Annotated in this window: 14 protein-coding genes; 3 read left to right on the top strand and 11 right to left on the bottom strand. The window is 38.2% G+C overall.

Annotated features, from left to right (window positions below):
- Positions 1 to 12 precede the first annotated feature (12 nt).
- The gene (gene trpS, locus HRT55_RS19200; protein WP_291623849.1) at positions 13 to 1,020 is read right to left on the bottom strand and encodes a tryptophan--tRNA ligase; all 1,008 of its coding nucleotides are present in this window, start codon (positions 1,018 to 1,020) and stop codon (positions 13 to 15) included.
- A 55-nt stretch (positions 1,021 to 1,075) separates the two neighbouring features.
- A complete protein-coding gene (gene rpe / locus HRT55_RS19195; protein ID WP_291623847.1) occupies positions 1,076 to 1,747 on the bottom strand; it encodes a ribulose-phosphate 3-epimerase in 672 nt (223 codons plus the stop codon).
- Between the two features lie 313 nt (positions 1,748 to 2,060).
- On the opposite strand from rpe, the gene HRT55_RS19190 reads away from it, so the two are divergent.
- The 3 genes from HRT55_RS19190 to HRT55_RS19180 all read left to right on the top strand — a co-directional run bounded on the left by HRT55_RS19190 (position 2,061) and on the right by HRT55_RS19180 (position 3,343).
- Positions 2,061 to 2,729, top strand: a complete 669-nt coding sequence (locus tag HRT55_RS19190; protein ID WP_291623845.1) for a TorF family putative porin — start codon at positions 2,061 to 2,063, stop codon at positions 2,727 to 2,729.
- Between the two features lie 106 nt (positions 2,730 to 2,835).
- Positions 2,836 to 3,141 (top strand): hypothetical protein, encoded by a 306-nt coding sequence (locus HRT55_RS19185; RefSeq protein ID WP_291623843.1) that lies wholly within the window; start codon positions 2,836 to 2,838, stop codon positions 3,139 to 3,141.
- A 1-nt stretch (position 3,142) separates the two neighbouring features.
- On the top strand, positions 3,143 to 3,343 hold the full coding sequence (locus HRT55_RS19180) for a DUF2970 domain-containing protein (RefSeq protein WP_291614551.1): 201 nt from the start codon (positions 3,143 to 3,145) through the stop codon (positions 3,341 to 3,343).
- Between the two features lie 10 nt (positions 3,344 to 3,353).
- On the opposite strand, the gene HRT55_RS19175 is transcribed toward HRT55_RS19180, so the two are convergent.
- From HRT55_RS19175 to HRT55_RS19135, 9 genes are all read right to left on the bottom strand, one after another.
- Positions 3,354 to 4,172: a Dam family site-specific DNA-(adenine-N6)-methyltransferase gene (locus HRT55_RS19175; RefSeq protein WP_291623820.1), complete on the bottom strand. Its 819-nt coding sequence runs from the start codon at positions 4,170 to 4,172 to the stop codon at positions 3,354 to 3,356.
- A 58-nt stretch (positions 4,173 to 4,230) separates the two neighbouring features.
- Positions 4,231 to 5,661, bottom strand: coding sequence for a hypothetical protein (locus HRT55_RS19170; protein WP_291623819.1), 1,431 nt, complete (start codon positions 5,659 to 5,661; stop codon positions 4,231 to 4,233).
- A 63-nt stretch (positions 5,662 to 5,724) separates the two neighbouring features.
- Entirely contained in the window at positions 5,725 to 6,789 is a 1,065-nt protein-coding gene (aroB, locus tag HRT55_RS19165; protein WP_291623818.1) for a 3-dehydroquinate synthase, read from the bottom strand.
- Positions 6,790 to 6,824: 35 nt separating this feature from the next.
- The gene (gene aroK / locus HRT55_RS19160) at positions 6,825 to 7,343 is read right to left on the bottom strand and encodes a shikimate kinase AroK (RefSeq protein WP_291623817.1); all 519 of its coding nucleotides are present in this window, start codon (positions 7,341 to 7,343) and stop codon (positions 6,825 to 6,827) included.
- A 243-nt stretch (positions 7,344 to 7,586) separates the two neighbouring features.
- A complete protein-coding gene (locus tag HRT55_RS19155; protein WP_291623816.1) occupies positions 7,587 to 9,665 on the bottom strand; it encodes a type IV pilus secretin PilQ in 2,079 nt (692 codons plus the stop codon).
- An 11-nt stretch (positions 9,666 to 9,676) separates the two neighbouring features.
- On the bottom strand, positions 9,677 to 10,234 hold the full coding sequence (locus tag HRT55_RS19150) for a pilus assembly protein PilP (RefSeq protein WP_291623814.1): 558 nt from the start codon (positions 10,232 to 10,234) through the stop codon (positions 9,677 to 9,679).
- Positions 10,231 to 10,827, bottom strand: coding sequence for a type 4a pilus biogenesis protein PilO (locus HRT55_RS19145; RefSeq protein ID WP_291623901.1), 597 nt, complete (start codon positions 10,825 to 10,827; stop codon positions 10,231 to 10,233). Before HRT55_RS19145 ends, HRT55_RS19150 begins: the two co-directional genes overlap by 4 nt.
- Positions 10,827 to 11,402 (bottom strand): PilN domain-containing protein, encoded by a 576-nt coding sequence (locus tag HRT55_RS19140; protein ID WP_291623812.1) that lies wholly within the window; start codon positions 11,400 to 11,402, stop codon positions 10,827 to 10,829. Before HRT55_RS19140 ends, HRT55_RS19145 begins: the two co-directional genes overlap by 1 nt.
- Positions 11,390 to 12,469, bottom strand: coding sequence for a pilus assembly protein PilM (locus tag HRT55_RS19135; RefSeq protein WP_291623810.1), 1,080 nt, complete (start codon positions 12,467 to 12,469; stop codon positions 11,390 to 11,392). The genes HRT55_RS19140 and HRT55_RS19135 overlap by 13 nt, the downstream gene beginning before the upstream one ends.
- Positions 12,470 to 12,486: the final 17 nt, after the last annotated feature.

Here is a 12,486-nt window from a genome sequence, read left to right as displayed (position 1 = left end):
AGTGAGAGTGAATTATGGGCGAGGAATAAAACCTACCGCATCATATACCGAGCTAAGCACCTTACTTGCGCGAGCTGATGCTTTTTCAGCACCATTACGCATAACTTGCTCTAAGTATGCTTGGTCTTGTCTATATTCATGGTATTTGCTTTGAATGGGCTCTAACAACGCAACTACCGCATTAGCGACATCACCTTTTAAGTGTCCATACATTTTATCTTCGTAAGCTGGTACTAAATCGGCAATGCTTTGTCCGGTAGCACAAGATAATAACGACAATAAGTTCGATACTCCTGGCTTTTCTTCCGTATTAAAATAGATACGCGCTTGCTCGTCAGAATCAGTAACAGCACGTTTAATTTTCTTAGCAATTTTTTTAGGGTCTTCTAATAAACCAATAAAGTTGCCTGGGTTAGTATCTGACTTAGACATTTTTTTAGTTGGCTCAAGTAAACTCATTACTCGTGCACCTTGCTCAGGAATGAAAGGCTCTGGTACAGTGAAAATATTGCCATAAAGGTTATTAAAACGAGTGGCTATGTCTCTTGCTAATTCTAAATGTTGCTTTTGATCATCCCCTACTGGCACACAATTAGCGCCGTAAAGTAAGATATCCGCAGCCATCAATACTGGGTAAGTAAATAAACCTGAGTTCATATTAGCTTCAGATTTTTGTGACTTATCTTTATATTGAGTCATGCGATTTAACTCGCCCATTTGTGTATAACAATTAAGCACCCAGCTCAATTGTGCATGCTCGGGTACATGAGACTGTATAAAGATAGTACTTTGCTCTGGGTCAACACCACAAGCTAGATACAAGGCTAAACCATCTAAGGTTGCTTTGCGTAAGTCCTCGGCTTTAGGACGAACGGTTATAGCGTGTTGATCAACAAGCATGTAATAACATTCATGGGTCGATTGCATATTGACCCATTGCTTTAATGCGCCTAAATAATTACCGATAGTTAACTCGCCTGATGGCTGACAGCCACTTAATACAATAGGTTTACTTGTCATTACTTATACCCTTAGAAGACTTAATTCTTAACTTATATTTACTTGTTTATGTTAACTACGAGACTTTGGCTAACTCAGCGCGCATTTCATCAATTGCGACTTTATAGTCACCTTGAGAAAATATTGCCGAGCCTGCAACAAACATATCTGCACCTGCTTCGGCGATTTCTGCAATATTGTTAGCTTTAACGCCACCATCAACTTGCAAGCGTATGTCATAACCGCTTTGTTTAATCTTTTCTTTTACCAAGCGTAACTTATCTAATGTTGTTGGAATAAAAGATTGGCCACCAAAACCTGGGTTAACTGACATTAATAAAATAACGTCAAGCTTGTCCATAACAAAGTCTAAACAATGCAAAGGTGTTGCCGGGTTTAGTACTAATCCCGCTTTACAGCCATTGTCTTTAATTAGTTGTAAACTTCTATCAATGTGATCACTAGCTTCAGGATGAAAAGTGATGATGTCAGCTCCTGCTTTAGCGAATCCAGGGATAAGCGTATCAACATTTTTAACCATTAAATGCACATCAATTGGCGCGGTAATACCGTAATCACGTAACGATTTACAGATCATTGGCCCGAAAGTTAAGTTCGGCACAAAGTGATTATCCATCACATCGAAGTGAACAACGTCGGCACCGGCTGCTAAAACCTTAGCAACATCATCACCTAAACGAGCAAAGTCGGCTGATAAAATAGAGGGAGCAATTAAAAATGGTGACATGAGTGTGAATCCTAGAAAAATATGCCGCTATTATACCCATGCTAGGTGAAAATGCGAGTGTCGAGCCCAAGCGAGCACCTAGGCAGCTGCACTTTTAGTGAACATTTACCAAATAAGCGCACCAATATTGCTCACCTCAGAGTTGAAACAAGCAGTTAGTGAACATTAAATTAAAAGCCAACAATACTAAATATCTGATTTTAAATAATAAAAAGATCAATACAGATTAAATACCATATTTTTTAATCTAGGCATCATGCTTGCTAATTAACCAGTAGACACTTTTTATAACAAACGACAATGAGACCAGATTATGAAAAAAACAATAACAACAATGGTTATCACATCACTATTGGCAGCTTCTGCTATTTCATTTCAAGCATCAGCTACTGAAGGCTTGTCAGCTAATGTTGCTGTGACTAACAACTATTTATGGCGTGGCCTTGAGCAAACGGGCGGTGCTGCTGCGGTTTCTGGTGGTATTGATTATGCTAGTGACTCAGGCTTTTATGTAGGTACTTGGGTATCTAACGCTTCTTGGGGTGACATGAAAACTGAATTAGACCTTTATGGTGGTTTTGGAGCCGATATTAATGACAGCATGTCATATGATGTCGGTTTCATTTATTATGCTTACCCTGATTCAATCAGTGGTAAAGCAGATTTCTCTGAAGTTTACGCTAGCTTTACCTTTACCAGCTTAACGGTAGCTGCTGCAGTATTAACGTCAGCTGAAGGTGCCGATGCTGGTGATTCCATTTACGCCAGTGCCGATTACGCATTAACCCTTGGTAATGAAACTGAAGTTAATTTTCACCTTGGTAATTACAGTGGTGACTTCTCTACTGACTCTACTGACTTTGGTATTTCAATAAGCAAAGACAATTTCACTTTTGGTGTATCAAAAACTGATTACGATGACGGTGGCAGTAGTGATGATATGAAATTCTACGTTTCTTATAGTATTGATATTGACCTTTAGGCATTAATTACCATAGTGGTGAGTAAATAGTTTAAAAAACAGTCAATGACATTGAGGCGAGCCTAAGATATACTGGTTCACCTCTTTTAGTTAATAGTATAAAGCGATGTCAAAACGGATGATGACAACCACTATTTTATCAAAGTTAAACAAATTAACTTTTGCCTTCATTTTTACTTTCGTTATGTTATTTAGCTTAAGTAAATATAACGCACAGCAAAATTTCAAAATACAATTACTTAGTTCATGTATGACTCTTGAGACTAAGCTGCCAATGAACCATGTAAACCATCCCTGCCAAGCTAGTGGCATGTCAAATAAAACCTGGTTATCTTGGCTATCTGGTGACAGTAAATCTACACATTTACACTTCTTAGATTTAGCCGAGTTGCTCCATTATAGCTTCCATTAATATGCTCTGTGTCATACTAAGTAGCCTCTTGACTACTTTTAAAAGTGTTGCTGCGGCATTTTTTGGTGTGCAAAGTGAAAGTGCTCGAAAACGTGATTTCTCACAAGGTAAACTCAGTCACTTTATTGTGGTAGGAATTATTGCTGTACTGATATTTATTGCTTCATTAATCGCGATTGTTAGCTTAGTGATACCAAGTTAAATAGGTACTATTACTTATATAATGCCAATAGCTCGGCAACTTTCTTACGCTTGTTAGCACTTTGACTAATGGTTCGAGCGACCTTGAGTGATTTTATCTTTACCGCATGCTCGTAAATCTTTCGTGTCCAAATGGTATCATGATTAGAAATCACCACAGAAATAGTACCATTCTCGCTAACTTCTTCAGCCGCATTGGCAAGATCTGCTTGTTCATCTAAACCAAAACCATTTCCTGCATAACTGGTAAAACTTGCTGTTTTACTCAATGGCACATACGGTGGATCACAATAAATCACATCGCCATTTTCTGCTCGTGCAAATGTTTGACGATAGCCCTCACAGACAAATGTCGCTTTTTGAGATTTTTCAGCAAAATAGTTTAATTCAGCCTCGGGGAAATAAGGACGCTTATATTTTCCAAATGGAACATTGTAGCCGCCTTTCTTGTTATAACGACATAAGCCGTTATAACCATGACGATTCATATATAAAAAGACTAAGGAGCGAAAGTAGCTATCTTTACTGGCGTTGAAATCAGCACGCAATTGGTAATATCTTTCAGCTTGATTATGCTCAGGATTAAAAAATTTCCGGGCATCTTCAATGAAACTGTCCGAATTTACTTGGACTATTTTATAAAGGTTTATTAAATCTTGATTAATATCATTCAGAATATACTCATCGAAATCAGTATTTAGAAAAACGGACCCTGCACCAACAAAAGGTTCGATAAGGCGACGTTCATTTGGTAGCATTTTTGAAATAACATCACACAGCCTATATTTACCGCCAGCCCACTTCAAAAATGCTCGATGTTTATTATTCATGCTACCGACTAAACCCGCAACTTCACTTAATCAAATTAAAGGCGGATTGTAGCTTGTATTAGCCCTTAAAGGTATTTATTTCACTTATTACCAATGAAATATCCTTAAGCCAAGGTTCACGTATACTAAGACTTACGGGTAATAACTTTAACGCTGCTTTGGCCATAGCTTTATTTGCATAAACTTTTGAAGTAACCACAATAAAACGTTGCTGCGCTAGTAATCTTTGATAGCTAAATAAGCTCTCTGTGGGGTATTTGTCAATAAAGCCATGCCAAAGTTTTTTATCAGTAAAACCCGCAAGTTGAATAACATAACCATGTTCGTAGACCACTACTTGGTTTTGATAATAATTGTTATCTATTTGTGTAACTGTTGTAGTTTTGACTATTTCGGTTGGTTTTTTATCGCCTTGCTCTTTAACCTGTTTATTGGCAATACCTTTAGGGGGGATGACTGCTGTTGTTAAACTATTAGATGACTGAGCTAACGCATTTATCACATCATCGGCATTAGCAGGCACTTGCATAGCCTGACTTAAAACCGGTAAAGCCAATATTGCCCTATTAATCTCTTCAGCCGAAGCGGCTAACGCTAGCCCTACTTTAACGATATTATCAGCAGTAACTAGTTTTTGTTTCTTTTCCATCTGTCTAACAATTTGCTCAGCTGAACTATCCGTGTTTTTTGTTACTGACAAAGCGGTATCACTATTTTTGGCGTAAATGGACTCTTGGCTCAAATTACTACGGTTTTTATTGAAGTCTTCTGTAATTAATTGATAGCCCCAAATAACTATACCTGCCAGTACGAGCATGACTAAAAACAAACTGAATTTTTGCCACTGTGTTAATGAACTGCTGACTTCATCATGGTGTATTTTTTTGTCGTCCAAGCTTAGTACTTGTCCGGATGCAGCATCAATTACAGCTATTTTATTTTTAAATAGGCTTTTATTTGACGATAATTGCTTTGCCGCGTCGGTTAAGCCAAAAAGTACCACATTAATTATCAGGTTATGTTTCTTAGCCAAATGGACTAACTGACTTAATTCGTACTTAAGCTGTAACGAAAGCGCGTGTGCATGATCTATGACTATAGATATAGCTTCACCCTGTTGCTTAGCAAATCGTAAGACACTCACAGCTAAGGACTGCTCAGGATCAAATAAAGTATTTATAAACAACTGCTCTACTAACCGACAGCGAATTTGAATATCGTTTAATTTTATTGACGCTGATACAAAGGCTACATTGAAATGACTTTCGTTCTTATCGGAAGGTCCATTAGAAAGGCTTACCAGATATTGGCTAGCTAATTGAGAGTACTGCTCTGTGCTGTTAGCTATAACTAACACCGCTTGCTTTGCAAAGCGTAAGTTATAATCTATCCGTGTAGATACACTAATATCTGTAGGCGCATTTGCAGACAAGGGGTTATGTCCAACAAGGGCTTGCTCTGTTGTCGAAGTACTCTCTAACGCGGACATGCTTAATCCTTTCTATACTGTAAATTTTTCTTAATAACCGTTAAGCAAATAAGAAAAAGATAATTATAGAATTTCTTGAAGCGTATCCTGGGTGACATCGTCACGGATTTCAGACTGGCCTATCGCGGTTGGTATAATAAATCGGAGTTTACCGGCAATATTTTTTTTATCTCGGCGCATATGACGCATAAATTCAGCAAATCCCATATCCTGTGGAGCAATAACAGGTAGATCAAATGCTGTAATTAGTTTTTCCATTCGTCGTAATTCTGACACTTCAAGCAAATTCATTGCTACTGCTAGTTTAGCAGCAAGTACCATGCCAGTTGCTACAGCTTCACCATGTAACCATACCCCGTAGCCTTGTTCAGCTTCGATGGCATGACCGAAGGTATGACCTAGGTTTAGCAGCGCTCTAACGCCCGATTCTCTTTCATCACTGGCGACAATATCAGCTTTGCACTGACAGCACTTTTCAATCATCTGCGCTAAAACTTGCTTGTCTGCAGATTTTATCGCCGCGATATTGGCTTCAAGCCACTCGAAGAACTCTTTATCACCTAAGATTCCGTACTTAATTACTTCTGCCATTCCCGCGTTAAACTCACGAACTGGTAAAGTTTTAAGACTATCGATATCAATAAAAACAGCTTTAGGCTGGTAAAATGCACCAACCATATTTTTACCTAAAGGGTGATTTATCGCAGTTTTCCCTCCTACCGAAGAGTCAACTTGAGACAGCAAGCTTGTTGGTATTTGAATGAAATCAATGCCGCGTTGATAACATGCTGCTGCAAAACCCGTTATATCACCAATAACTCCGCCACCTAAGGCTATCAAAGTAGAGTCTCTGCCGTGTTCGTTAGTTAACAGGTGGGACATAATGACTTCAAAATTAGCTAAGCTTTTTTCAGCCTCACCATCAGGAAGAATGACTTCATCAACAGTAAAGTCAGTTAATTTTGCTTTGAGTGCATCGATATATAAAGGAGCTACTAGGTCGTTTGAGACAATACAAACTCGCTTGGCACGGATATGCGAAGAAAGCAGTTCTGTTTTACTTAACAGACCTGAATCAATGTAAATAGGATAACTACGCGTGCCTAGATCAAGATTAAGAATTGCCATAACAAGTTACTACTAGCTTCCGATACAGAATAAATTTAAAAATCGAGTCTTTCAATAATTTTGTGAGCGACTACTTTTGCACTTTGATCATCAGTTTGCACTATGATATCTGCAATTTCTTCATAAAGAGGGTTACGTTCAACAGCCAAGTTTTCTAGGACTGTACGAGGCTCTTCCGAAGTTTGCAATAGTGGACGACGACGATCTCTTTGAGTTCGTGCAACTTGTTTGTCAATTGTCGTTTCAAGATAAACTACAATACCGCGAGCGGATAAGCGATTACGAACATTGGTACTGATTACTGAGCCACCACCGGTCGCTAAAACAATACCTTGTTTTTCACTTAGATCTTCAATTACAGTTTCTTCTCTTTTGCGGAAACCTTCTTCACCTTCAAGATCAAAAACCCAAGCAATATCTGCTCCTGTACGACGTTCTATCTCCTGATCAGAGTCAAAAAACTCAAGATGCAATCGGTCGGCTATCTCTCTACCGATAGTGCTCTTTCCAGCACCCATAGGGCCTATAAGGAATATGTTACGTTTTTCTGCCATTAGATTTACTTAATACTCGTTGTGTTAACAGAACAGCCAGAAGACTAAATCTCAATGAAATAGTGCTTTTGACCAAAAAGAGGTCTCCCTCAGAAATTTCAAGGGCGTAATTATCGCAAGTGTTGACTATAAAATGCAAGTAACAATAGTACTAACTTGGTTAAAAAACCGCTTTTAAAATTAAAAAATCCATCAAATGCCATAATTAGATGACATTTAATGGATTTTTTCTCATCAAGTACCTTAGAATTCTTCGGTAACAATTCTAGGCGTGACGAAGATCAACAACTCTTTTTTCTCATTTAACTGGCTGGTCGTTCTAAATAACCAACCTAAATAAGGAATATCACCTAGCACTGGAATTTTAGAAACTGTACTGATAATTGCTTGTTGATAAATACCGCCGAGTACAATAGTTTCACCATTACTGACTAGTACCTGTGTGCCAATGCGCTGAGTATCGATCGCGGGTGCAAAACCACTAGTAATATCTGATATGGTATCTTGTGTTACAACCAAATCTAAAATGATTTTATCATCAGGGGTAATATGTGGGGTTACCGTTAAACTCAACACTGCTTTTTTAAATTGTGTGGAGGTTGCACCACTTGATGCGGCCTCTTGATAAGGTATTTCAACACCTTGCTCAATGTAAGCCTCTTTCTGATTTGCCGTCGTAATACGTGGACTAGCAATCACTTCACCTTTATTTTCTTTCTCAAGTGCTGAAAGTTCAAGATCTAAAATAGTACCATTGGCTAATCTAGCAATTTGAAAGGCGATTGTACCTGCCGGTGTCGCCACAGGTAAGTTAACATTTAACCTATCAGCTAAGTCAGGCACACTACCTCCACGAGCTACATCAACACCTTCTAAGCTTCCTGATATAGTTCCTTCACCATCAGTATTAGTTACGCCCCAACGAATACCTAGCTCTTCATTCATATTATCTTTAACAGTAACCATTCGAGCTTCGATAACAACTTGACGAACAGGAACATCGAGAATAGTAACCATACGTTTAATGTCTTCAATACTCTTAGCTGTATCACGGATTAATAAAGTGTTAGTACGTTCATCTACCGAGACACTACCGCGTGCAGATAAAATACTGGTATCTTCATTTTTAATTAATTCGGCAAACTCTGCCGCTTTAGCATAATTTATTTGCACGTACTCAGTATACAAGGTAGCAAGTTCCTCAACTTGTTGCTTAGCTTGTAAAGCTTGAGCTTCGCGGGCAGCGAGTTCATCACTTGGCGCAACCATCAAGATATTGCCTTGCATGCGTTTATCTAAGCCCTTAACCTTTAAAATAATACTTAAAGCTTGATCCCATGGCACACCATCTAGACGTAGGGTAATATTACCTGTGACTGTATCACTGATAATGAGGTTAAATTCGTTATAGTCGGCGATTATCTGTAGAACGGTACGTACCGGTATGTCTTGAAAACTTAATGAAATACTACGACCTTTAAAGTCATCAGTTTCTCCTAAGTATGTTGGTGCTTTTACAGGCTTCTCTTTTACCGTTAATATAAACAGGTTTTCTTCCTGTTTCTGGGTAAATATAAAACCACTTGCAACGTCAATGACTAAACGAGCGTTACGTCCCTCTTTAAAGGTTTCAATACTGGTAACTAACGTACCAAAGTCCGTCACATCTAATTTATAAAGTAAATCGTCAATAATTTCAGTGTTATGAAATTCAAGATTCAATTTACCTAACCTGTCATTAACATCTGCAGCTAGCATACTGCTTTTAAGGTAAACTAATATTTGCCCTTCATTATCGCTATTTAATCTAAAATCAATTGACTCTATATGGTTGATATACGCTTCACCTGCTGGGCTTAAAGTCTCTACCACATGCGCTGAATCACCATAGTTAAAGGTAATGGCAAACTCTTTGTCATTATTGAGAGTAACATCAAAAACTGATAGTTTCTCTAAACTGATTAAAGCAACAACCTTTCCTGAGGTTGCATCTAAAGCAATAGTTTTAACACCTGCGTGATTCACTAATGTTTCTTTTATATCTTTACCAAAAGCTTTAGCATCAAAAGTTACCTCGACAAAAGCAGGTGTCATTGATGTTTGAATTTCAGGTAAGATTGTAATATTTTCAGCAAAACTAAAAACTAATACAATCTGATCATTTTGTATGGTGTTATAAGAAATACCAAGCAGTTCATTGTCAGTATCAGCAGCACTTGCTGATACTGACAGCAAGGATGTAGATAACAGTAACAGTGTCGTAAGCCAGAGCCCTTTAATAGCAGTAAAGCCTTTATAATTTTTCATTTGATTAAATAGCATTATTAATTCCTTTACTTATTTGACTCTTCAGATTGTACGATATTCAATTTCGCTTCACGCTCTGCCCAACATCCGGCACCATCTGGGGCTAATTCAATAATTTTCACAGTTTTTGCACTCACTTGTGTGATACGGCCATTGTATAAGCCTAGGTAGTTTCCAACAGCAACTCTATGTAAACTTGAATCTGAGGCTTCTAATAAAGCCCAGAGCATGCTTGCATCACCTAAGGTGCCGCGCATTGTTAAGTCACTTAAAGCATATTTTTCTAACGGTTGTTTACGACGGTTAGTATCAGGGCTTAAACACCCTGCCATTTGCTGCATTTTTTGCTGAATAGCTTCAGGTCTTGGCAATACAAATGGACTACGTAAATCATCTGCTGAGTAAGCTATATGATTAAAAGGATTGACCTCTGGTATAGGGTCAATGTAATTAGTTGTGGTTGCTTTCACCTGAGCCATATGCGCTTTTATTTCAGTGGTATCATCAAAACAGCCAGAGACTAAAACAAGCGAGACTACACCAAGTATATTTATTGTTTTAGCAGTTAAACTATGTGTTGTCATTCGGCTGCCCCTTGTTGATAACGGTAGGTTTTAGCTTGTAACGTTAAATTTAAGGTATTACTGTCATCCTGCTTAATCTTAATTTTAAAATCATGCAAGGTTACAATCCTTGGCAGACCAGCAATTTTACTGACGAATTGGCCAAAGGAGTGGTACGAACCGATGACTTCGATATCAATAGGTAATTCAATGTATATTTCTTTACTAATTTCTGGCTGCCACTCTAATTTGACAAAATCAAGACCACTAGTGGTACCAACAAAAGTTATGTCATCTAACAGACCAGGAATTTCGTGACTATTAGGTAATTGTCTTAGTTGAGTAGCAAAAGTTTCTTCAGCCTCAACCATCTGTGCGCGGAATAAATCTAAATTAGCCGCGACATGATACTTTGTTCGATAAGACTGTTTTAAAGTGCTTTCTTCAACGAAACCACGATCAAGTTGCTTAATTTGATCACTAATTAAGGCCATATATCCCAAAAAAGCTACTGCTACCGCTAAAAAAACAGCTAGCAGCAACTTAGCCGCAGCAGGCCATTGACCTATATTGTCAAGTTCGAGATTATCAAACTGGGATGCATCAAACTTCATCATTTGCTCCCTTTCCTTGCGCTAACATCATCCACTAAGCCTTTTATTTTAACTTTCATTTTAAAACTACTAAGTAACTTAGGAGAGCCATCGTCAGCCGTAATAGACTCGGGGGTCGCATCCACAAATAAGTCAGATAACTCAACAGCTCGAATCATATTAGCTAAATGGTTGTTCGATTCACTTTTTCCGATCAGTTGTAAAGTGTTACCTTGCTTTTCCATTTCAGTAATGTAAATACCATTAGGAATAATCTTAGCTATTTCATCAAGTACTTGCGTACCTACATTTCGGCTACGTTGTAATTGCTCAACAACATTAATACGTTTTTCAAGTGCGGCTTTTTTATCGTTTAAGGTTCTTATTTCAGCAATTTGAATATCCAGCTGTGCAATCTCATTTTTTAGGTATTGATTTTTAGTATTTTGACCATCAATTCGTGCCTGAAAATAAAAATTAATGATAAGTACTAGTGCTAATACGGTCAAACCGACTGCGGCTAGAACAGTAAAGTATTGTTTTTGTTGTGCCTTGAGTGCTTCTTCACGCCAAGGAAGAAGATTTATATGTGCCATGGCGTAAAGCTCCTTAAAGCGAGTCCAGTTGCTACCATCAATTGAGGAGCAACTTTAGCGAGTTCGTCTTGATCTACTAACTCACTAATGGTCATATCATGAAAGGGGTTAGCAATAACGGTATGAATACCTAACTCTTCAGTAAGTAAAACTTCAATACCTTCTAATCCAGCTGTGCCACCAGAAATTAATAAATAATCAACTTTGTCTTGGCCACTAGTCGTTAAGAACATTTGGATAGCACGACGTATCTGTTGCATTAGTACTGTATGGAAAGGAGCTAACACTTCAAAAGTATAATTGGGCGGTAAATCATTTGAGGTTTTAGCCTCTTCAGCTTGTTCAAAGGATTTATTATAGTATGAAACAATTGAGCGAGTATATTGCTCACCACCAAACATTTGATCTCGACTATAAATATGCTTACCCGCATCGGTAGCCGAAAAAAGCGTTACCGTTGAACCTATATCAACTATAGCAACAACTTTATCTTTGGCATCTTCAGGTAATTGCGTTAAGCAAAGGTCGTAGGCTCGACCAACAGCATATGACTCAACATCAATCACCTTGGCATGAAAGTCACCGGCTTCTAAAGCCGCAACACGAGCCTCAATGGACTCAGTACGAGCTGCACTTAGCAATACATTAACTTTACTTGGATCTGACTCGTTAACATCAAGAGTCTCAAAATCTAAACTGACTTCATCTAATGGGAATGGAATAAGACTATCTGCTTCAATCTCGATTTGACTGGCAAGTTCATCTTCAGTCAAAGCAACATCCATATAGATAACTTTGGTAATAACCGTTTGTCCTGATACCGCGGCAGCGGCTTCTGTAGCTTTAGCTGAAATTTTCTTTCTAAGTTTTGCTATAACCGCGCCAACCGATTCAATATCTTGAATTTCGCGATCTACCACCGAACCTCGTGGCATTGGCTCTATAGCAAAATCTTCCATTACAAAGCCTTCGCTTCCCTGACTCAATAAGACGGCTTTTGCCGAATGGGAACCAATATCGATCCCCACCATCATTGAGCTTTTCTTTTTAAACAGTTTGTCTAGCATAACGACCTACAATTTTA

Source organism: Colwellia sp., assembly GCF_013214175.1.
GTDB lineage: Bacteria > Pseudomonadota > Gammaproteobacteria > Enterobacterales > Alteromonadaceae > Colwellia.
Note: the sequence above shows the minus strand (reverse complement) of the source record. Positions and strands in the feature narration are given on the sequence as shown.